Consider the following 22299-nt stretch of genomic DNA (forward strand, 5'->3'; position numbering starts at 1 on the left):
TTTTTCTTGATTTATGGGCAAGATTATGAACTAGTTAGGGATTGAGTTCAATAAAAACCATTTTTTATGATGGTTTAATTAATGTTTCGCTTTGTTCAATTTTTTTTGACCTCAAAAACAATTTTATTATTTTTTTCGTCAAAAATGAGCTCAACTTTGTCATCATTTTTTATCTCTCCTTTTAAGATGGCTTGAGAGAGCTGATTAACAACCGTTTGCTCAATGATCCGCTTCAGGGGACGCGCTCCAAAATAAGGGTCATATCCTTCCTTAGCCAAGTAGGCAAGAATCTGAGCTGACCAGTCGAGTGCAATATCCCGCTCGTCTAGTCTTTTTTTCACTCGCTCCAATTGGATTAAAACAATTTTTTCCATGTCTTTTTCCTGGAGGGGGAGGAAGGGGAGAATCTCATCTAAGCGGTTGATGAATTCAGGGCGGAAGTGGCTTTTGATGACTGGATCGACAATTTGGAGGACCGCCTCTTTCGACAAGTCACTTCCTTGGCGCTGGATGTAATCAAGCAATTGTTCAGAGCCCAAATTGGATGTCATAATAAAGAGAGCATGGCGGCAATTGACAACCCGTCCCTTACTGTCTGTGATCCGTCCGTCATCGAACATTTGCAGTAAGATGTTGAAGACATCGTGGTGGGCTTTTTCAATTTCGTCAAAGAGAACAACGCTATAAGGGCGGCGGCGGAGAGCTTCTGTCAATTGTCCGCCCTCATCGTAGCCAACATATCCTGGAGGAGAACCGATCAGTTTGGAAACCGAATGTTTTTCCATATATTCGGACATGTCCAAACGGGTGATTGCTTCTTCTTGGTTGAAGAGTTCTTCAGCTAAGGTTTTGGCAAGCTCTGTTTTTCCCACACCTGTAGGGCCAACAAAAAGAAAGGCTCCGAGGGGACGGTTGGGATCACTGAGACCGGCTCGCGAGCGACGAATTGCTTCGCTGACAGCTTCAACGGCAAAGTGTTGTCCGACGACCCGTTTTTCTAAGGTCGATTCGAGAGTCAGAAGGCGGTCGGCTTCTCCTTCAAGCATTTTATGTACGGGAATCCCCGTCCACTTGGCGACGATTTGAGCGATGAGTTTTTCATCGACTTCTTCTTGGAGGAGGCGGTTGGGTTTGTTTTCTAAGCTTTCTTCTTTTTCTTTGATTTCCTTTTCAAGAGCTGGTCTTTCGTTGTAACGAATTTCTGCGACGCGGTTGTAGTCGGAAGTCCGCTCTGCTTCTTCTTCTAGAAAGCGGAGATTTTCAAGTTCTCCTTTTTTCTCTTTTAATTCCTCGATGAGTTTTTTTTCTTGATTCCATTGCTCACGCAGCACGTTGAGCTCTTCTTTGATTTTAGCAATTTGCTCTTCGAGCTTTTTGCCTTCACCTTTGGCGGCAGGAGTGTCTTCGCGTTTGAGAGCTTCTTGCTTCACGATCAAAGTTCCAAGTTCTCTTTCTTTAGTATCAATGGGGAGAGGGCGGCTTCCAATTTGCATCCGAATCAAACTCGCCGCTTCATCGATTAAATCGATGGCCTTGTCGGGGAGCTGACGGTCGCTGATGTAGCGGTGAGAAAGAAAGACGGCAGCGTGCAGAGCGCCTTCGGTGATACGGACACCGTGATAGTTTTCGTAACGCTCTTTCAGCCCACGCAAAATGGCAATAGCATCTTCTAAGGAAGGTTCTTCAACTAAGACAGGTTGAAAACGACGCTCGAGAGCTGCATCCTTTTCGATGTATTTTTGGTACTCATTCAGGGTTGTCGCTCCAATACAGTGAAGCGTTCCGCGCGCAAGCGCAGGTTTCAAGAGATTCGCTGCGTCCATCGCTCCTTCTGATGCTCCAGCGCCTACTAATGTGTGCACTTCATCGATAAAGAGGATGATTTGCCCTTCACTTTGTTCGATTTCTTTGAGAATCCCTTTCAGTCGTTCTTCAAATTCACCGCGGAATTTGGTTCCCGCAATCAAACTTCCCATGTCGAGGACGAGCAATTGTTTTCCTTTTAAGGAATCGGGAATGTCTTCTTGAATGATTCGGTGGGCAAGCCCTTCGGCAATCGCCGTTTTTCCTACCCCAGGTTCTCCGATCAGGAGGGGGTTGTTTTTAGTGCGGCGGCTTAAGACTTGGATCGTGCGACGGATCTCTTCATCTCGGCCTATCACCGGATCGAGTTTCCCTTGCCTTGCTAGATCGGTCAGATTTTTACAAAACTTTTCCAATGCTTGAAGACTTGCTTCACCACTAGGAGAATCCATGTGCCTACCTCCGCGGATTTCTTGGATTTTTTCTTCAACTTGTTTCAGGCTAATTTTAGAGGCTTCACGCCAGCTTTTGAACGGATCACTAGCCGTTTCCCAAAAGATATAAAAGAAGTGATCGCTGCTGATGTAAGAGTCTTTCCACTTTTGCGAGAGAACGTGGGCGTGATTGACTTGGCTTTGCAAGCCTCGACTCAAGCTGGGTTGATCACCTTGGCCAGAAAAGGTCGGAAGTGACGAGAGTTTGTTTTCGAGCTCTGTGAGAAGAGGGTGCGGATCGAGACCAAGAGCTGTTGTCAGCGTCTGAAAGTAGCCTGCCCGATCTTGAAAAAACGCATAGAGGACATGGTGCTCCGTGACCTCCGTGTGGCGCCTTTTTTCTGCATCACTGACTGCTTGGTTTAAAGCTTGAGCAACAGATTCTGTGAACTGTGGTGCCATAAATACCTCCCATATAGATACACTTCTAGCCGAACAAGTCTAAGTATAATGGGAAGTTAAGGTTTTGTCAATTGTCTAAAGGAGTTGGTGTTGGTGGAGGAGGAACAGATTGATTGGGATTGCCTTCTGGGGCAGCAGGAGGTAGTGGTGTTTGTTGTAGTGGTTCCTGCTGTTGTTGCTGTTGATTCGGCTGAGTTGGAGTTGTAGCTTCCATGGCTTGATGTTCCGACACGCTCAAGGGGCGGACGAGAACTTTTGTTTTCGAACGCTTGTTGACGAGATAGTAGGGATAGGCTTTGTCTTTGCTTTTTTCCAGCTTTAGAGGAAATGGAAAGATCCAAATCTCAGTGATTTGAACATCTTGCGGTGCGACCTCCCATAAGGTTCCATTACTAAGCTTGAGAACTTTTCCATTATGGAGGTTTTCATCTAAGGTGAGTTCCGAATCCTCACTTGAATCATTGGATGAGAGGTGAGATAGGACCGATTCCAGCTTGAGATCGGCAGCTTGGCCACTCAAAGAAAACAAAAGCAAAATTGGGAGAAGATATTTCATCACTTACCTTTTTTTTTCCTTTTAGTATATCAAGAGGAAATACTGAAGGAAAAATATGCTCCTAGCCATTCTCTTAGTCGCCTTTGGGGTGCTTTTGCTTTACTGGGGAGCCCATCAGCTGTTTAGAAGTTCGATCCAAATTGCCTTAGCTGCAGGAGTTTCCCCTCTTGTGGTGGGTCTGACACTCGTGGCACTTGCGACGTCTTTTCCAGAAGCCATGACAAGTGCGATCGCGCAAATAAAAGGAGTCTCGGGAGATGTGGCACTGGGCAATGTCATTGGATCCAATATTGCAAACATCGGACTTGTCCTAGGAGTTGCCCTTCTCATCTGTCCCATCCGGATTCCACAGAAGATCAAGAGGATCGAGATGCCTCTCGTGCTCATTTTTTCCCTTCTTTTAGGTCTCATCATGTTTCTTGGCGAAATCCCAAGATGGATTGGAGTGTGTTTTCTTGTTCTAGCTTGTGGTTACCTCATCTTTGAATGGCTTTATGGGAAGAACGGAGAAGCGGCGTCTAAAAATCAGGCCTCGCTTCAAAAAGCAGTCATCTTCTTTTGCCTAAGTCTTATTGCTCTGATCTTTGGTGCTCGAGGGTTAGTGGATGGGGGCGTTGAGCTCGCTCTCCTGTTACATGTCCCGGAGAGGGTCATTGCCGTTTCAGTTGTTGCAATCGGGACCTCACTGCCTGAGCTCGTCACGGTGATCTTGGCTGCAGCTCACAAAAAAGAAGCTTTGATTCTTGGAAATGTGGTGGGAAGCAACATTTTAAATATTCTTTTCATTGTGGGGCTATCGGCTGTCATTCGCCCTCTCATCTTCACGGCTCCCATGCTGGCCTTTGACATCCCCATCATGGTGGGATTTACTGGGGTTTTATGGATTTCCATGTGGCGAAGAAATGTTTTACCCCGCTTTGTTGGTATCTTTTATTTAGCCCTATACATTGGGTATTTGGTGATGGTATAATCTGCCTGCAACACTCCAACAGGAGACTTGCTAATGGATTTTACACCCCCCTTATCCCCCCGTGCTAGATTTCACACACATCGTAACTCTGTGGAATTGCCAAGAGATGAAACTCCGCTGCAATCCCCCCGCCGCTCTTTTGCGGTTATCAGGGATCAGTCAAGAGGAGTTGTTACAAAAGCGCATGTCCTTGGCGACTTGGACCGCGCAAAGGAATTGCATTTAGAAGCCGCTCTAAAAGTTGAAAGAGCATTGGCAGATCGTTTGAAAGATCATCTCGATCTTGCTATCGAGTGTCTTCCAAGAGCCCGCAACGTAGATGATTTTGCTTCGATGATTTTTTTGGCACAAAACCCTAAAGATCGCTTAGATGCAATGCGCCGCTTAGCTCTTGTCTTTCCTTACGAAGCTCCGCAAGTCTCCCCAACAGATGAGCAGAGATTTTTTCGCCGAGGACTCTCTCTCATGTCAAAGCTTGAAGCTGCGACAGGCGCAGATGAGTTAACCTCCCTATCAAGATTTATGCCGGACCTTTCAAAGTCAATCGATAGAGAACATGAATTGCGAGCGCCAGTCATGGAAATGTTGCAAGCATCTATTACTCATAAAATGGAGGATGACCTTCCCTTAGCAATGAGTTATTATGCCAGATTAGTGCAAGACTTTGAAGGAGCCGATGAAGTTCAAGAAGTTGCGCGTGCTTTTTCCAGGCACTATTTACTGCAACATAGTGAAGATGACCAGATGTTTTGCCTTTTCCAATTCGCAAAAATGGAACTTGAGAACACGTCTGGAGGAAATACTCACTTTAGAGGTGACTCATTTTTTACACGAGCTTTTGGGGAGTATCTCTCTCGCACCGTTCCGCTGGAAACTCTCCATGAAAACCTTTTAGAGATTGTGACTCGAGAAAAAGATGAACATGCGTTTGTCAGTCACTGTCTTAGGGAGATTTTAAAACTCGAGCTTCCAAAAAAGACAAACAAATTACTAAGAGAAATAACGGTACTTTTTCCAGCTGCTGAAAACTGTGACAGTGTGATCTCTGGGCTTATTATCATGAGGCTCATCGGAAGAAAAATCACACATATTCGATCAGAAATTGAGGATCCAACAATTCAAGGGCTCATGGTCCAACTCATCAAAGTCCTGCAACGCGCTTCGAATGATGGGGTTTTCCCTGAAGAATATCGGGATTTAAATCCCCGTTACAAAGAATTTCAAGGTCAGTTTTTACTCCCTAAAGGAACGAGCACTTCATCCTCCGGATCGGGGTAGAGAGTTCGCAGGTGATGACGAAGCCCTTTTAACGCTTCAGGAGAGTGGTCTCTTTGACTGGTAAGTGTTTCTGCATTTTTCAAATGTTCCCATGCCTTTTGACATTTGAGTCGTTCCAAAGCAGCGATAGAAAGGTAGTACTCAACAGTGGGGTTTGAGGGGTCCAATTCGTGATACTGACACAATGTTTGAAGGGCATCACCAGCTTGGGCTAGTTGCAATTGAGTGATCGCAAGGTGCATGATTCCATCACGGAAATTAGGATATTTCTTAAGGACTTGCTTGAGCTTTTCTTGCTTTTCTAAAATCGATGCTCTCGTTTCATCGACGTGGAGGAAAATCGTTTGAATCCCTTCAGCATTCGTGCGTCCTTCGAGAAAATCTTCAGGTGTGGTTTCTTTTGCGACGGCATGATCAAAAGTCAAATTGCGGATTTCCTCGAGAAGAGCTTTTCCTTCTTGCGTTTTACCTACAAACAGGTAGTTATAGCCCAAAAACATTTTAAGTAAGGGATCATTTGGAAGATAGGGAAGGGCTTGTTCATAGAGCTCCACCGTGGTTTGATGATCTTCATTTTGCCAAGCGACCGCCGCTTGGTTGATGAAAGCAAGTCCGATGACCTCTTTAATATTCCGCTGTTGAAGCGCACGAGTATTAATTCCAAGGTAAACCTTTGATGGGGGAGAAATCCCTCGCGCAGTCGTTTCAATATTGATGGTTTTTTCTGGAGTTTGATAACGAACGTAGATGTGCCCTGGCGGGGTAATGATTTCAAGAGGCAGGTCCATGCGCTGAGCAATCGAGAGGTAAAGAATCGAAACGCCTAAACAGACTCCTAAGCGGCTGTCGAGAACAGAAGGGAGGAAGGTGTATACATCGACATCTTTTGCCCAAATGGAATGAGGAGGAAAGCGAAACCGTTTTTCGTGAAAAATGAAATCATTGATGGTGTGGATTTTATCTTCGTCTGACGCATTAGGAGGAAGGCGTGCCATGATTTGCAGGGCCATAAGATCTAGACTCGCTTCGTACTGACGGATTTGAAGTTTTGGATCTTCGGCATTTTCAAACTGATAAATCAAAATAGAGCGGGCCAAGTCAATGTCTTCGACAGGAAGGGCTATCACATCTTCTTTCGTCCAAACAGAAAAACCTTTCAGTTTCCGATTCGATAAGTGATTGGAAACTATTTCGAGGGTTTTGAGTTGCTTTTCTGAAAGTACCACTGAAGGTTCAAATGACTGTTTGTTAACAAAGGAGATGATGGCTTGCAAATCCATGTCAGGAAGCGCAAGATTTTCATCGAGCTGGCTTTCTTTAGGGCGGTGGAGATTCATAAGTTTCCATGCATCCACTAAGGCGTTTTTCCCTTGAGGTGTTTCTGGGTAGAGGTGATAGAACGCAAAGAGTTCTGCGATAGAGTACCGATCCAGGCTGTGATAGAGAGTGTTCAAGTGCAGTTCAGAGGGTTGCCCCATTATAAGAGTGGGAAGAAGAAGGAAAAAAAGAGTGAGTGATTTCATCCAATTCATACTCTTTACGTTACTTGCTTTGCGAATAAAATCTAAGTGTTTATCTCTTTCAAGCACACCATCTGTAGGATTAAAGCTCTTCTTTTCTTCAAAAAATACAATTAATTTTTTTATCAAATATTATTGATAATAATCATTGTTTGTTCTTATTATCTATTCATTGTTAATGAGGGAAAAATAAAATGAGCTTTTTACGGCTAGTTGAAGCTTCAAAAATTTCTATACATTGGGATCATCTCCTGTCTCCTAATGATCCAAATTCAGGAAAAGAACTTGATACCTCTTGGACGGGCATTGCGAAAAAGGTCGCAGGCCTGATTTTGTTTGCCTTTTCGTGTGGCCTGATTGGTTTTAAGTCATCTAGCCTTCTCTTTGGGGTGGGAGGATCTTATCACTTTTATCAAGCCTACCAAAAAGCTCAAGTCATACAGCCCGATTCTAGTCAGTCGGGGGAGACAAATAAGCCGGACGAAGTATCACATGAAGATAACACTACCTACAACGAATCTGGCATTGAAGCAATCCACAAAGCAAGCGAAGCAGGAAAAAAAATTGGCTTAATCATTGGCCGAGAGTTTAGCCAACCTGTTCCGAAAGAAGAAGGGTGGCTTTGGGTTACGCTCAATATTGATGGAAGTCCTCGTGAGCCCAGCGAAAGCCGCATTGACCTTAAGATGGATTTCAATGAAGTTGAAAAAGTGCAACAAATAGAAAAACTCTTTAACCGCGTGGTTGTCGATTGGTCAACATTAAAGTTTCTCCATGATGGCCCCTGGCATAGATGTAAGGATTTACTCAAGCCTGAAGAAACTTCTCAAATGATAGTCGAGACTCATGGCACTGTTGCTTTAAAAACAGAGTCTTTGCGTCGAGAACTGCAAGAGAATCAGCAAAAATACGATGAATGGAAATCTGGCTGCTCAGAAGAAGAAATAGAAAAAGAAAAGAAGGCTTTCTTTGAGCAAATGTCTTTAGAGAAAAAGGAGCAGATTGAAAAAAATCCTACCTATTTGGATCAGGCTTTTGTTCAACATATCTTGGATAAGCATTATCCTGACCGTTACAGTGCAAGCAAAGAAGCAGCCATTATAAGACATGGACTGAAGAGTCTGTTTAATTGTGTCGAACTGTTTCACAAAACTCTGTTTCCGACGCGAGAAGGCGATGGGATAGTCCCCATAGAAGGCAACTATTTCGTCTTGACCGGTCCTACTGAGCGTTCAAGAGAAAGGGTTAAGAAGTTTGAAATTCCACGGTGCATCTTTCACCTCCGTTAATCTGTTTTGAGCTCTTTCGACTCTAGATGTTAAATTAAAGAAGGGAAAAATCATGAGTCTTTCAATAGATCCACAACGTCGAGTTGGAACTTGTCATCCTATTTGTATAGACCAGCTCCAACAAGAAGAGATTCTTTCAAATATTGGCCCTAGGATAGGTAATGGATACTTTGGATCAGTTTATCAGGTTAAAAACACTGATGGTAAAAGAGTCTATAAAATCATTGCGCTTGATAACTTTAAAAATGGCGATGAAATCCGCGTTGCTCAGATCGCTGCTGAGATAGGGGTTGCTCCAAAATTTCATCGGGCTTTTTTATGGAATGCACAAAAGGAAAAGAAGTGAGTTCTTTTGTTTTCATAGAAATGGATCATGGAGGTAAAACAATCAAGAATTGGATAGATGAAAGAACGCCTCCAAAACCTAAGAAAGAAAAAAAACAGATATAAGAAATAAAGCTGGAGGATTTAAAACTTAGAACGATATGGGATGAACCGAATGAAGTAGAGGGCCCAACCCCACCATCACTTGAAGACATTGTTGATGAGATTTATGTAGGCAACCGTCAAGCCTTTTACTTTGACCTTTTTTCCCTTATTAAAAAACTTGCAGAGAAGTGTATTTCTTATGGAGATCTTAAGCCAGAAAACATTCTTCTCAATGGACCTAGTGCGATAAAGCTGATTGATTTTGATACAGCTCAAATTCACGAAAATTCTGATGAAGCAAGGCTGGTGTCGCTTAAAGCGATTAAGAATAAAATTTATTTTAACGACTTCAAACGACTCCCCAATTTAACATCTGACAGTCTGGCTTTAATTCACTGGTTTGGTTGAGACTAACCATTCCATAGTTGATCAAATAAATGACTTATGGTGAACAGGTGAGAGTAAATTTTTTCAGAAGATTTCTGCAGAAAATCTTTATGAGCATCTCGACAAGCAAGGCTTTCGACAAGTGGTGGCGAAGCTATGCAAAGAGTTTTAATTGCTCAGCGACTTCATCCTCATCGACGTTTTTTGCAATTTCATAGACATGCTGTTTTAACTCAGGCCTTTCGTTCCAAAACTTGGGGTCAGATCTCAAAACGGCAAGAAGAAGGTCTCCTTCGAACATGTCTCCGCTAGCCAAAGGGTCTTTTTCCAAATGCTCGATTGCAAGCGGAATGAGAAAGTGCAAGCTGATATTTTGACCGATCATAATGCGCAAGTTTTCTAAAGTGATTTTTTCTAATGGAACCCTTCGGAGTCGGTGACATTCAGTGACAAGATGGGAGGAGTATTCGGGCTCCCCCCAATCTGAATTTTCGAGCTCTTGTAGCGATTTTCTTGTATCAAAATGTTTAAAATCCATCAGAACACTCCTAGGTTGTCACTTGGGTTTAGGGGGTGAGGACATGCATGAGAGTATTCCATTGCTGCTGAGTTTGAATCATTTGAAAGTGACGATTTTTACGAATCACCTCAATGACTGACAAGATTAAGTGCATGGTCAAAGGAACCCCTGCACTTCGGAGCGAGTCTAGAATCAGATAGGCTGCCAAAGTTCCTGACCGTCCCACGCTTGCGCGGCAATTTAGACAAATCCCCCCAGGTAGCTGCATGATTTTCAGCAGATTTGAAAATTCTTTGATGTCGTTGTGGGTGGTGGGTGAACTTCCATCGCCCCAACTTTGATACCGAACCATCTTTACGGTTTTTTGTGTTTTAGTTTTGAGGTCTGTAATGACAAACTCACGGATTTCAAACTCCGCTCTAAGTGCGGAGATAGGAGGCCCTGAGTAATCAACTTGTTTGACTTCGATATCTGCGTCTTTGAAGAGGCAGGTTTTTCCTAAGAGAGGCCAAAATTCATCCGCAGGTCTTCCTTCTTGAAGGGGGACAATAGGAACTGCAGAGGATGCAAAACCAGAGCCGACTTGTTTCATACAATCTCTAGCGCTTGTGAGCGAAAATAAGATTCCGATATTTCTTTCGAGAACCATTCTCCAGTAAAGACCTCTTGTATTTTCATGGGGGAGTTGTGCGCAGATCATAGGTTGGGCTTCAGGAATATCCACAGCCTCTTTGAGTGCACTCGCAAATTCCCAATAGGCATCAGAGTAAATATCTGGAGGGGGGGAGTGGTTTTGCTAAGTCCCAGATAACACTTGCATTCAGTGGGCCGATGGATGTGCTGATGCTTGTCATGGAGTTGAGTTGGATGCAGTCAACTGTCGAGAGAGCTTTGTCGAGCTCTGCATAAGTGAATTTTGGATCTCCTGCAAGAAGACGGCTTGAAGCGGGCTTAACTAAACATGCCCATAAATCCATGATTTCTGTTGGAGTGAGGTCTTTGATGTTTTTTTCAACCATCTCAAGAGCAAGGGGAACATTAGAAGGTTTTAAACGTTTTAAGAGCCAGTCGCTAATGAGTGAAGAAGATGAAGTTGTTGTCGAAAGTGTTTTAGAAGGTGTAATTTCAGATGCCATAGTCGTTTCCTCTTTTTGCGCAAATCGAAAAGCCTCTCATAAAGTTCAGATTTTCATCAAGAGAGGACTTTTTTCAAGCACTCATTAAAGGTGGAGTGTGTTGTGAGAGTTTCGAGAGGAAGCTTATACCGATACTTCCAGTTGCAAGGTTTAAGAGTTCCTGGGTAGTTGATCCGTTCGTCTTCTGGATCTTCCCAGGTGAGCTCGGGAACAAGAGATAGGTACTCTTGAAGGAGGTTGATGTGAAATAGGCTATTGCTATGATGGTTGTCATGAAGGATTTCAAGTTGATGCTCAGGAGAAAGTTCCTTTTCGTAAGTCCATCCCATGAAGTTGGCATAATCTTGAGCTTCTTTGGGGCGATTCTTCCACCAGAGCCTCACTGTGTCGAGGTCATGCGTTGAAACAGAGGTCATGCTGATGGGTTCGTAATCTTTGTAAGGAATGTATGTTTCACCATGCGTCCAATCTCGTTGCCATCGAAAAACCTTTGTGCCGGGAATTCCATATCCCATGAGGCATGAGCTCAGAAAGGGAGGGGGTTGTCCCAAATCTTCTCCAATTGGAAGCATGTCGGTAAAACCGGCAAGGATTTCGAGAATCTTTTCTCCTTGAACGCGCATGATGGCAGGATCGCTTGGAAGATAGGTTCCCTCTGCAGGCTTGTGGTCAGGGGGGATGGCCCACAAACGAAAAAAACCAATGACGTGATCGATCCGATACATGTGATAAAGTTCAGCTGCAGTCAGGAGGCGTTTTTTCCACCACTCATAATGATCTTGTTGCATTGCTGACCAGTTGTAGAGGGGGAAGCCCCAGTACTGACCGTCTGGGTCGAATTTATTGGGCGGACTCCCAGCGACATGATTGAAGTCAAAAAATGTGGGGTCCATCCAGACATCAGCACTGTCAGGGCTAACGAGGATGGGAACATCACCTTTGATGAAGACACCTTTTGATTCTGCATATGACTTCACTTTTTTGAGCTGTTGAAAGCAAAGATATTGAATGATCGAGTAGATTTCGATTTCATTGGCATGCTCAGAGTAGAGCTTTTTTAGCTGATTGGTCGAAGGATTACGGACGTCTTCAGGCCAATGTTTCCAGTGAATGTGGTTGTACTTGTTTTTTAAAACCCGAAAGAGTGCGTAGGGAGTAAGCCAGTGCTGTTTGGTGAGAAACTCTTGATAAGCGCTCTCTTTGATGAGATCCTCTTTTGCCCTTTTGATGTAACTGCGCAAAAAACGCAGTTTTTCTTCGTAAACCTGTTCATATTGCAAGTGCTTGGAGTGATTGAAAGCACGAAGAGACTCGAGTTTTGGCTCCATTCCTTCAGAGTAGGGAAGGGCATGCAAGCTGAGGTAAATAGGGTGGAGGGCACATGAAGAAAGGGCGTTGTAGGGACTGGGGTCTTGGCCCGAATCGTTGAGAGGTAATAGTTGGATAACATCCATCCCAAGCTTGGCACACCAGTCGATAAGAGGGAGCAGGTCGTAAAACTCTCCCACGCCACAGCTTTTGTGAGTGTGAATGCTAAAAAGAGGAATGTTGATTCCATGATGCGCACGAATCCCGACCCGTTTCCAGGCGTCATAGGTGATTTTCCCTTGCAGCTTGGACTCAAGACTCATGGTGTTTTAGGGGGTATGCTGTACGGAGAAGGTTGGCCGCCGTGCGTTTTGAGATATTCTGGTGGAGCGGGTTGACCATTTTGGATGGCTTCACGCCATTGGTCGGCTTCCGCGATGAACTCCTCGAGGATTTCAGCAAGTTTTTCCCCGTTTAACGAGAGAGCGGGAACATAACGGTGCATGACAAGAGTGTTAATTTTTTCAATGTAGGCAAGGGTTCCAAACAAGTGATGTGTGGCATTCACTTTAAGAGATTCGCGGAGCACGTTTTCTCGAAAGCGACCCGGAGGAATTTCGGCTAAGAATGCTGCAAGTAACAAGGCATCTTTTTCTTCTGCCATTTCCATATGGATGGAAAGTTTTTCATCGAGGAGAATGCGACAGGCATGGTTCTTGTCGACATGAAGGGGAAGCTCGAGCACTTCGCCTAGGTCCCAAAGAAGTTCTTGAAAACGATCCATATTGATTACTCCTCTTCTTCCTCTTCATCTTCGAATTCATCTTCAAGATCACTGAGAGTTTCAATGATAGTCAACAATAGATCTTGGCGATGACGCTCCGACTTGAACAGTTTAGGGGAAATGTGTCTTAGGGCATCCCGATATTGAGTAAAAATGATGATTTGCGCGGCAACTTCTTCAGAAATCCCCAAGGCAAATGAAAGCTTGATGATTTTATCTGGTGAGGGATAGCGTTCTTGCAGAAGCTTCATCAAAAGCCGGGCAAGCATTTCGAAATTGATTCGGCTGGGCATCATTAAATCGTACCGATCGAATTGACCTTTGATCAGTTTCATCCGAGCAAAGAAAAAGCGAAAGACGCCTAAAATCGCCTGCATTGTGCGCGCTTCGCTAAAGAGTCGTTGGAGTTCTGCTTTCGAGATTGAAGGGCCTTTTGATTTCATGTCCGATCCAAGTGAATGGAGGATAAAATCAATGATATTCTTCATGTCAGAAAACTTGAACTTTGTCGTGAGCTCCTCGAAAATTTGGTGAGGAGAGCGCGGAGTTCCAACGAGGCCACGATAAAGATCTCGAAGTGCTGTAGGGCTTCCGAGGCCTTGCTTAGAGAATGAACGGGCTTGCTCGGCGATGTTGCGTCCTGCGCGAATCTCTCGACCGTAAGCGGCATTGAACTGTTCTTTAGCTTGAAGGAGTCGGTTACGGACCTCTTCCCGATTCGATGCCGTTTCAATGAGGAAGTCAACGGCTTCATCAGCAAGGGATTTGTCGGTGTAAAACTCTTCGAGTTTGCGCAGAATGGTGTCAGCTTCATCATCGTTTTTAATGCGCTGCTGCAGAAGCATGAGCGTCTTTTTCTGCAGTTCAGGATTACGCTGATAGTAGTCTTCAGCGATTTGTTCGATGACATCGGATTCGCCGACAGCTTTTTCTTTGGTCTCTTCGCCTTTTTGGCTTTCTTCTTTTTGCGCAGGTTTTTTCATCCGTTCATCGAGCTTCTCGAACTTTTTACGCATCGTGATCGGATTGAAAAGTGCTTGATCGGCCCAGCTTTGGAAATCCTCTTGGGATTCCGCTTGGCGGGCGACCATATTATTTAGTTCTTGTTTAGCGTGTGCTTTTTGGGCTTTATGGATGCTTGCGTCAGCGGATATTCCACGGACTGGAGCGACATCATCTTCGGCCATTCACAATCTCTCTCTCTTTTTTTCCATTCTACAAGAGACGCGTCACAAATTCAAGATTCTCGACGCAAGCATCCAAAAATTAAGAGAAAGCTGGCGGCAACGACTCCGAAAGCAACCCAGAGTCCCCTATGGAAACCAACCATGAAGGCATCTTGGAAAATCGTTGTGATTTCTTCTTGTGCAGCGACAGGAAGTTTAGCAATCACTGAAGCGATGGTGTTATTGGAGCTCACGAAAGTTTGGATTTTTTCGATGACAGACTGAGGAAGATTAAGGTGAGTCAGTGCGAGTTTTTCTTCAAAGAACGCATTGTTGTAAACGCGAAAAACAGTCCCGATCACTGCAAGCCCTGTTGCTCCGCCAATTTCTTGCAAGGTCACCAAAGTTCCCGATGCGACACCTGTAACATGGCGAGGAAGGGCTGTAATTCCCATGGATGTTCCTGGTCCAGAGCAAAGCCCCCATCCTATGCCAAAGATACCAAGGAAGATGAGGAATATGCTGGCAGACGATTGAGGAGTGATGAACTCATTGAAGAATAGAGACAGTAAGATGAGCAGCAAGCCAGTAAGAATCAGAGATTTTTTAGGAACACGGTCGGAGATTCGCCCCGTAATGTGAGAAGTCAATGTAAAACAAGCAGTGAGCATTAAGAGATAAAGTCCTGATTGCCCTGGGGATAATTTCTGGACATTTTGGAAAAAAAGAGGAAGTAGGAAAAAAATCCCCCAAATTGCAAAGGCAATGCCGACTTTTGTCAGAGCTCCGGCAATAAAGCGGCGGTTTTTGAAGAGATGGAATTCAATGAGAGGAACTTTCGTGTGGCATTGGACAACGACAAACCCGATGAAGGTGACCACTGAAAAGGTGTACAAAGATAACGTGATGGGGCTTGTCCATCCCCAAGATGGCGCTTGGATGGTGGCGAGCAAAAAGCATCCTAGGAACAAAGTCAGGAGGAGGATTCCAGGTAAGTCAATCTTTACGGGTTGTTTTTCATTCCTTGATTCGACAATAAAGGGTGTCACGAGAAAGAAACTGATCAATAGTAGGGGTAGGTTAAAATAAAAGACCCAATGCCAAGAAAGAAGTTCGACGATGAATCCTCCGACAACCGGTCCGAGAAGAAAGCCCCACTCCGATAATTGTGATCCAAATCCCCATGGCTTTTCCATGCTGATTTTCTGGAAACGTGTGAGTCATGAGCGATTGAGATGCAGGAACGATAATTGAGGCGGCGATTCCTTGAAGAGCTCGAAAGAAGATTAAGAACCCAGCTGTCGGCGAAAGAGCTGATCCGAGTGAAGCAATCATTCCGATCCAAAGCCCAATTGTGAACATTTTTTTTCGCCCGAGTGCGTCGGAAAGACGACCCATTGTGACGAGAAAGACAGAAACAACAAGGGAAAAAATGTTCATGATCCATTGCAAATCAGAGAGCGATGCAAGGAGACTTCTTTGGATCGCAGGTAGAGCGTTATTGACAACGGACCAGTCAAGGGAAAGGACAAGCAGTCCACAACCAATCCCAAATACACCTGAAAATCTTTTGCTATTCATATCTTCAAGCTATAGAGAAAGCGGCGATTTAATGAAACAGAATGCATAGGGATGAGAACGTATTCGATAAGCTTGAATTATAAAAGGTGTAAAGTTAGTCTTTTAAAGCATTTTCAATATGGAGGGAACCATAATGTCTTTAACTATAGCCAATGAGTCTCATTTTCTTAGAAGCTTGGGATTTCAACAAGTACCTTCGCAACGAGCAAATACAGAAATTTTTCATCTAACTATCTGCGATGTTGAAAAAATACATCGTGTGCAACAAGTGCTTTGGACCTATATTCAAACTAACAATCTCCAGTATACAGGAACGCAAGAAGAGTTTTTTTCAAATATTCGACAAAACGTTTATCTTGTAAAAAATTCTGAACAGGTTTGCTTGGTTACCGACCCTATTGATCCATTAACACGGAGTTTTGTAAAACGACTTAATGCTGCCACGGTCAAGTTATATGAAATGGAGCAACAAACAAACCAAGAAGGAATCACTGAGACTAAATATGAACTTGCAGTTATTGCTTATGAAATAGGGGAAAGTTGTCAATCTGAAATCTATTACCAAAAAGCTTTAAGTCTTTTCCAAGATGTGATTCAGAGAAAAGATAATCATCCCTCTTTTTCTGAGAAGGACAAAGTGTTCAAGGCGTGTATCAAGGTAGCAGAGTATTATCAAGAACGGCTCTGTAACGAACTACAAGCTAATTTTTACTTCCAACAAGCTCTAACAATTGGAGAAGACCTTGTACGTCAATCCTTACAGCATTCCGAGAGGCCATTAAGGTAGTTATGACAGCTGAATACGACCGAGAGGTTGGATGCGGATTTCTGGGACAATTTCCTGATACGATACAACGGGTAAGTCTTGGAATTCTCCTTCAATCAGTTTACGCACAAAACGGCGGACATCGATGGCTGTAAGAAGAACTGGAGGCTGCCCACCTGGAGGAGTGGGGGCAATAACGCCGCGCATGGCATGTAAAATGAGTTGGACCGAATCGGGATCCAGCGCGAGATAGGATCCCGCAGAAGTTTGCTTAATGGCGCCACGCACCATATCTTCAATTTCAGGGTCGAGCAAGTAGACCGAAAGAACAGTTTGTCCAAGAGAATATTTGTAACTGATGTACCGTTTGAGAGAAGAGCGGACGTATTCAGTTAAGAGGACGGTGTCTTTCTCGGTTTGCGCCCATTCGCTTAACGATTCTAAAATGGTACGCAAGTCTTTGACAGATACCTGCTCTTGCACAAGCCGTTTGAAGATTTCGGTAAGCTTTTGAAGAGGAACGAGACGTGTGACTTCTTTAATGAGATCAGGGAATGATTTTTCCACAAATTCTAAGATGGCGCGCACTTCTTGAATTCCGATAAATTCAGAAGCATACTGCTTGTAGAATTGGGACAGATGAAGAATCATCACATCGAGTGGTTCCCAATATTTGATGCCTGCTTTTTTCAAGACTTCGACATATTTGTTTTCTACCCAAAGGGAAGCTTGGCCAATAGCATTTTTCGATGAGGTAAACGGTAGGTTGTACCGTCTCAACGTTTCTTCAGTTTCGTTTGTCAAGACGCTTCCAGCGAGGATTTTTCCTCGGACGAGGGGAACTTCGTTGAGATAGATCGAATACTCATCTGCTTCCAGAGAGGGCGATTCCGTTCGGACGTGGACACCTGGGAAGCGGATTCCTAAATCTTGGTACAGAGCATGCCGCATTTTGGGAATCATTTCTTCGACAAAAGCCGTGCCACCTTTTTCCTTCCGGATGATCGATGAGAGGTCTTTTCCGGTTTCTAAAATCACTGGAAGTGTGAGGGCGTAATCGTCAAGGCCTCCGCGCACAACGGTGTGGCCTTCAACATCCGTCTCAACTTGAGCAGCTCCAAGAGCACCTGCGACAGCTTTTCTGGCTTTTTTCTTTTCTTTGACCCAGTTAGTGATACCAACTGACATCAGTACTGCACAAACGACCAAGAAGAGAAACGTTGGAAACCCTTTCAAGAAAGCCATGCCAAGTGTGACAACTCCAGCCAGGATCAGCCCTTTGGAATGAGAAAAGATTTGAGACGTGATGTCTTTTCCAAGGTTTCCGCCTTTCTTTTCACTCGAAACACGTGTGGTCACAATACCGGCGGTAAGAGAAATCATGAGGGAGGGGATTTGAGTGACAAGACCTTCACCAATAGAAAGTAAAGTATAAACTTGAGCGGATTGCAGCATGGTCATGCCATGAATCAAGTTACCAATGATCAAACCACCAACGATGTTGATCACAGCAATGACGATACCGGCAATGACGTCCCCTTTTACGAACTTCAAGGCACCATCCATCGCTCCATATAATTGGCTTTCTTTTTGGAGAGCTAAGCGGAGTTCTCGAGCTTGGTTGGCATCAATGGTTCCACTGCGCATATCAGCATCGATACTCATCTGTTTGCCTGGCATCGCATCTAATGTGAAACGGGCTGCAACTTCGGCAACACGCTCAGCACCTTTTGTGACGACGATAAACTGGACAATGGTGATGATCAAGAAGATAACTCCACCGACGATGAAGTTACCACCGACGACAAAGTTTCCAAAAGCAAAGATAATATCTCCGGCATCAGCATGAAGGAGGATTTGACGTGTTGCGGCGATCTCAATCCCCAGTCGGAAAAGTGTTGTGATGAGGAGAATCGAGGGGAAGATCGAAAGGTGGACAGCTTTTTGGATGTAAAGTGCGACCATGAGAAGAGAAATCGAAAGGCTCATGTTGAAAGCAATGAGGGAGTCAATCACAGCTGGGGGAACGGGGATGATAATCATCATGATGATGACGATCACAAAAAAGGCTAAAATAACATCACTAGAGCGGTTAAAAAAACTCAGGATGCGTGAGCTACCGAGAGCGCCAAAAAGGCCACCTTTCATTATTTGAAAATCTCCACGTTGTATTCAGTACTTTCTTCTAATTGATCAATCCATTTCAAGACCTCGGCAATCGCTTCATAGGTCTTTTCCGGCACATAATGACCGATCTGTCCTTTATTGTATAGCTCTTGTGCTAATATAGGATTTCTCATAACGGGAATGTTTTCTTCAACAGCAATTTTCATGATCGAGTCAGCTGTCACCCCTTTTCCCATGATTCCGATGCGTGGGGCGGGATCCGTCTCTGCATTGTATTCGAGAGCTACCGCAATATGAATCGGGTTGGTGACCACAGCACTGGCACGCCTTGTTGCTTGAGGGCCTTCTTGATAAGCAATTTCTTGTGCCACTTGGCGTCTTTTCCCTTTAATCTCGGGGTTTCCTTCCGTATCTTTGATCTCCTGCTTGACCTCATACTTTTCCATTTTCATCTCTTTGGCAAAATTCTTTTTCTGGAAAACTAAGTCGAAAATGGCAATGGCGAGGAAGAAAATTCCTACTCGAACGGCAACTTTCACCAAAAAATCACTAAAGACGATCGCAGCTCCCAAAATCGGCATGGCAGCTGTTGCGATAATCTTCGGCAAGCTGTCATACACCACTGTGTAGATCAAAATAAAAGCCCCAGTGATCTTTAAAAGAGACTTGATCAGCTCAATAAATGTCTTGAGCTTGAACATGTTTTTGATCCCATTGATGGGATTGAGTTTTTTGATGTCAAACTTCATTGCTTGCATCGAAAAGAGCGGGCCGATGATGAGGAAGTTCACGAGGACCCCAATGATCGAGATAAAAATCATGAAGGGCATCGAGGTATTGAAAATAACTTCGAAGGCTGCTGAAACGAATCCAGGGATGTGGGAGGCAATTTGGCTACCTTCTCTAACTCCATGAAAGGCAATAATCATGAATCCCGCAAGATTCTTGAAGAAGAAGTTAGCCGATGCCACGATCAGTGCAAACGAAGCTGCAAAAGTGAACGCGGCAGGAAAGTCTTTTGATTTGGCAACCTGCCCTTTTTTCCGTCCATCACGAAGTTTCTTCGGGGTTGCCTTTTCGGTTTTTTCAGCCATGCTAGGAATTCTAGCAGATCAGGAATTTCGGGCGTATCCCAAAATTTTACCCTCTGCCGCTCAATCTTTTCCCGCCTAAATTCACGCACGATCTCGACAACCTAGAAGGACCCACCATGGGGATGCCTAACTTTCGGAAGGAATCATTTTCAAAGGTTCGTCCTTCGAATGTGAATGCGCCATCTGGGCGTTCTTTGACTTCAAGACTCATACAGGTACACCGATCAAGGTTAAGAGCACTTTTGCGCCAAGGTCATTAAAGTGGTACTTGTCTTCTTTAGGATCGTAATGGTGGAAGTATTTCATGATATGTGGTGCGATGCCCCATTCTGATGTAGGGAGATCATCATCTTCATAGTCAATCTTATTGTCTTTAAAATAAGCTTTAGCATAGGGCTCAATGAATGTCATGAGCTCTGGATCGAGACCCTTGGTCTTTTTCCCTTGATGCTCATATGAGATTTTTTTGATCAGGCGTTCTTTGAGCTCTTGAGGTGGACAGCGTTGGAAAAAACGGTAGAGTACTGGATATTTCAAGATAATTTGTACTGAGCCGGGGAGTTTAAACGTCGAGTCGTATTTCAAGTTGGAACGATCCAGACCAATCTCTTTTCCGATGACGATGCGGCCCATATTGAGTCCGTGCCACTCAATATTCGGCAGTGTGCCATCGCGTTGCATTTCTTCTGAAAGTTCGTGAATGATGTCTTCTTTGATTTGTTGCAAATAAAGTAAAAGGCGTGTTTCTACTGTTTCGCCCCCTTTGAGTTCTTTGTAAACTTGCTCTGTGACTTCGATCCAAGTTGGAGAACAGGCGACTAAGTTTTCTAAGGGATCATCTGAGTGAGGAGCATGAGAGAGTTGTTCTTGTTTTGACAGGTACGCTTTATCAACGATAGAGAGAATGTGTCTCTCTATCACATCATCAGAAAGTTCTGGATTCTCTCGTATTTGGTGAATGATAAGCTTGAGTTTTTGTTCTAAGGTAGCAGCAGCTTCTGGTGCAACCTCTTTGGCTATATATGTGTATTTGTCGGGGTAAGGAACGATAAGGGTGAGCCAATCATGTAAATCTTGAGCAATCTTGTCTCTTTGGGAATGATTGGAAACTTTGTTCCAAATATCAATGAGATCGGTCGTCTTAATGGTTTTGATGGCTTCCAACTCCTCATCAGTCGGATCAATTTGGGGGGGGCAGCGACTGATGGCTGAAGTATTGATCATAGGCCATTGAGTGGTCTTTTTCACAAAGCTTTCTGAAATGGCACTTTCGGCCAAGAAATAGGCGACGCTCGGCTGTGTCAAATAGGAAAAGACTTTCATGGCAAAGCCTGCAAGATTGAAGATGCAGTAGCAGCTATGAATCACACCGATGAAGAGATTGAAGTAATGCATCACCTTTGAAGTGACTTCATCAAAACAGATGTGGGAAAAGTCATCTCCGTTCTCTTTTGTGTAGAAGAAGTAGGTGCGTTGATCAAAAAGACTTTGAGTGGGACGCAGGAGGAGGTTCGAAATTAAATTCGAGGTCGTGCCATCGTAAACAGTCTGAGTTAAACGAAAGTATAGGCTCATGTTTCACCGCATGTTAATTGTGAAAAAATAAAATCACATCGCCGTCCTGAACGATGTAATCCTTTCCTTCCATCCGCGCCTTTCCAAGCTCTTTGGCTTTAACGCGGCCCTGGCATTCAACCATGTCGTCAAATGTGACGACTTCTGCTCTAATGAATCCTTTCTGAATATCAGTATGAATGGCTCCTGCAGCTTCTTGGGCGTGTGTTCCATTTCGAATGGTCCATGCCCGTGTTTCCTGTTCCCCTGTGGTTAAAAACGTGATGAGCCCTAGAGTCTCAAAACCCACACGTATTAGACGATTGAGTCCCGGTTCGGAAAGTTCAAGAGATTCGAGGTATTCTTGAGCTTCCTGTTCTTCTAACTGCACGAGCTCTTCTTCCAGCTTGGCGCAGATAGGAATGACCTGGCTATTTTCTTTGGCTGCAAATTCTTTCACCTGTTGCACGTACTTGTTGTCCATTGAAGGAAGGTCAGCTTCTGAGACATTGGTCGCATAGATGACTTCTTTTGCAGTGATAAAGTGGTAGAGCTTTAGCAGTTCTTGTTCTTCTTTCGTGAAATCGAGAGAGCGGACAGGTTTGTTTTCATTTAGATGAGCGAGAATTTTTTTAAGCAGATTCACAGTTGGAATGAGCTCTTTGTTGCCTTTGGCTTGCCGCTCGAGTTTTTGCAAGGAGTTTTCAGCCATTTGCATGTCAGCCAGAATAAGTTCTAGATTGATCACTTCAATATCACTGAGAGGGTCAATTTTTCCTTCAACATGGATGACTTCATCGTTTTCAAAGCAGCGGACGACATGGATGATCACATCCGTTTCGCGGATATTTGCCAAAAATTTGTTACCAAGCCCTTCTCCTTGAGAAGCCCCTTTGACAAGTCCTGCAATGTCGACAAACGTCATGACTGCGGGAATCGTCTTCTGACTTTTGGAAATCTTGGCTAAGACTTCTAATCTCTCATCAGGAACATCGACTATTCCAACATTAGGATCAATCGTGCAAAAAGGATAGTTTGATGCACCAGCTTGCTTCTTTTTGAGTAAAGCATTGAAAAGAGTTGATTTGCCGACATTAGGAAGACCGACGATTCCACAAGAAAGTTTTGACATTCC

Annotated in this window: 20 protein-coding genes; 5 read left to right on the plus strand and 15 right to left on the minus strand. The window is 44.1% G+C overall.

The window, feature by feature from the left end:
• Nucleotides 1-95: 95 nt before the first annotated feature.
• Both ACOOFG_RS03490 and ACOOFG_RS03495 read right to left on the minus strand, forming a co-directional pair.
• Nucleotides 96-2699: an ATP-dependent Clp protease ATP-binding subunit gene (locus ACOOFG_RS03490; RefSeq protein ID WP_420422256.1), complete on the minus strand. Its 2604-nt coding sequence runs from the start codon at nt 2697-2699 to the stop codon at nt 96-98.
• Nucleotides 2700-2766: 67 nt separating this feature from the next.
• A complete protein-coding gene (locus ACOOFG_RS03495; protein ID WP_420422257.1) occupies nt 2767-3255 on the minus strand; it encodes a hypothetical protein in 489 nt (162 codons plus the stop codon).
• Nucleotides 3256-3310: 55 nt separating this feature from the next.
• Here ACOOFG_RS03495 and ACOOFG_RS03500 point away from each other — a divergent pair, with 55 nt between their 5' ends.
• Nucleotides 3311-4225 carry a calcium/sodium antiporter gene (locus ACOOFG_RS03500; protein ID WP_420422258.1) on the plus strand — a complete coding sequence of 305 codons (915 nt, stop codon included), beginning with the start codon at nt 3311-3313 and terminating at the stop codon, nt 4223-4225.
• Between the two features lie 33 nt (nt 4226-4258).
• Complete coding sequence (locus ACOOFG_RS03505; protein ID WP_420422259.1) at nt 4259-5503, plus strand: hypothetical protein; 1245 nt, start codon at nt 4259-4261, stop codon at nt 5501-5503.
• Here ACOOFG_RS03505 and ACOOFG_RS03510 read toward each other — a convergent pair.
• The gene (locus ACOOFG_RS03510) at nt 5452-7026 is read right to left on the minus strand and encodes a transglutaminase family protein (RefSeq protein WP_420422260.1); all 1575 of its coding nucleotides are present in this window, start codon (nt 7024-7026) and stop codon (nt 5452-5454) included. The genes ACOOFG_RS03505 and ACOOFG_RS03510 overlap by 52 nt on opposite strands.
• Before the next feature lie 191 nt (nt 7027-7217).
• Here ACOOFG_RS03510 and ACOOFG_RS03515 point away from each other — a divergent pair, with 191 nt between their 5' ends.
• Both ACOOFG_RS03515 and ACOOFG_RS03520 read left to right on the plus strand, forming a co-directional pair.
• Nucleotides 7218-8312, plus strand: a complete 1095-nt coding sequence (locus ACOOFG_RS03515) for a hypothetical protein (RefSeq protein ID WP_420422261.1) — start codon at nt 7218-7220, stop codon at nt 8310-8312.
• A 52-nt stretch (nt 8313-8364) separates the two neighbouring features.
• Nucleotides 8365-8658 (plus strand): hypothetical protein, encoded by a 294-nt coding sequence (locus ACOOFG_RS03520; RefSeq protein WP_420422262.1) that lies wholly within the window; start codon nt 8365-8367, stop codon nt 8656-8658.
• Nucleotides 8659-9282: 624 nt separating this feature from the next.
• On the opposite strand, the gene ACOOFG_RS03525 is transcribed toward ACOOFG_RS03520, so the two are convergent.
• The 8 genes from ACOOFG_RS03525 to ACOOFG_RS03560 are packed head-to-tail and all read right to left on the minus strand — an operon-like array spanning nt 9283 to nt 15623.
• Nucleotides 9283-9666, minus strand: a complete 384-nt coding sequence (locus tag ACOOFG_RS03525; protein ID WP_420422263.1) for a contact-dependent growth inhibition system immunity protein — start codon at nt 9664-9666, stop codon at nt 9283-9285.
• Between the two features lie 28 nt (nt 9667-9694).
• Entirely contained in the window at nt 9695-10372 is a 678-nt protein-coding gene (locus tag ACOOFG_RS03530; protein WP_420422264.1) for a protein-tyrosine phosphatase family protein, read from the minus strand.
• A 37-nt stretch (nt 10373-10409) separates the two neighbouring features.
• Nucleotides 10410-10784 (minus strand): hypothetical protein, encoded by a 375-nt coding sequence (locus ACOOFG_RS03535; RefSeq protein ID WP_420422265.1) that lies wholly within the window; start codon nt 10782-10784, stop codon nt 10410-10412.
• A 56-nt stretch (nt 10785-10840) separates the two neighbouring features.
• The gene (locus ACOOFG_RS03540) at nt 10841-12415 is read right to left on the minus strand and encodes a 4-alpha-glucanotransferase (RefSeq protein ID WP_420422266.1); all 1575 of its coding nucleotides are present in this window, start codon (nt 12413-12415) and stop codon (nt 10841-10843) included.
• Nucleotides 12412-12876 (minus strand): CesT family type III secretion system chaperone, encoded by a 465-nt coding sequence (locus tag ACOOFG_RS03545; protein ID WP_420422267.1) that lies wholly within the window; start codon nt 12874-12876, stop codon nt 12412-12414. Before ACOOFG_RS03545 ends, ACOOFG_RS03540 begins: the two co-directional genes overlap by 4 nt.
• Before the next feature lie 5 nt (nt 12877-12881).
• Nucleotides 12882-14063, minus strand: coding sequence for a type III secretion system gatekeeper subunit SctW (gene sctW / locus ACOOFG_RS03550; RefSeq protein WP_420422268.1), 1182 nt, complete (start codon nt 14061-14063; stop codon nt 12882-12884).
• Nucleotides 14064-14113: 50 nt separating this feature from the next.
• A complete protein-coding gene (locus ACOOFG_RS03555) occupies nt 14114-15238 on the minus strand; it encodes an MFS transporter (protein ID WP_420422269.1) in 1125 nt (374 codons plus the stop codon).
• Nucleotides 15123-15623 (minus strand): MFS transporter, encoded by a 501-nt coding sequence (locus ACOOFG_RS03560; protein WP_420422270.1) that lies wholly within the window; start codon nt 15621-15623, stop codon nt 15123-15125. The genes ACOOFG_RS03555 and ACOOFG_RS03560 overlap by 116 nt, the downstream gene beginning before the upstream one ends.
• 133 nt (nt 15624-15756) lie before the next feature.
• Here ACOOFG_RS03560 and ACOOFG_RS03565 point away from each other — a divergent pair, with 133 nt between their 5' ends.
• A complete protein-coding gene (locus ACOOFG_RS03565; RefSeq protein ID WP_420422271.1) occupies nt 15757-16410 on the plus strand; it encodes a hypothetical protein in 654 nt (217 codons plus the stop codon).
• Here ACOOFG_RS03565 and sctV read toward each other — a convergent pair whose 3' ends face one another.
• From sctV to ychF, 4 genes are all read right to left on the minus strand, one after another.
• Nucleotides 16411-18537, minus strand: coding sequence for a type III secretion system export apparatus subunit SctV (gene sctV / locus ACOOFG_RS03570; RefSeq protein WP_420422272.1), 2127 nt, complete (start codon nt 18535-18537; stop codon nt 16411-16413).
• On the minus strand, nt 18537-19610 hold the full coding sequence (gene sctU, locus ACOOFG_RS03575) for a type III secretion system export apparatus subunit SctU (RefSeq protein WP_420422273.1): 1074 nt from the start codon (nt 19608-19610) through the stop codon (nt 18537-18539). Before sctU ends, sctV begins: the two co-directional genes overlap by 1 nt.
• 207 nt (nt 19611-19817) lie before the next feature.
• Nucleotides 19818-21185, minus strand: a complete 1368-nt coding sequence (locus tag ACOOFG_RS03580; RefSeq protein ID WP_420422274.1) for a hypothetical protein — start codon at nt 21183-21185, stop codon at nt 19818-19820.
• A gap of 13 nt (nt 21186-21198) precedes the next feature.
• Nucleotides 21199-22296, minus strand: coding sequence for a redox-regulated ATPase YchF (gene ychF / locus ACOOFG_RS03585; protein ID WP_420422275.1), 1098 nt, complete (start codon nt 22294-22296; stop codon nt 21199-21201).
• Between the last annotated feature and the right edge of the window lie 3 nt (nt 22297-22299).

Source organism: Simkania sp. (assembly GCF_965215465.1).
Taxonomy (GTDB): Bacteria; Chlamydiota; Chlamydiia; order Chlamydiales; family Simkaniaceae; genus Simkania.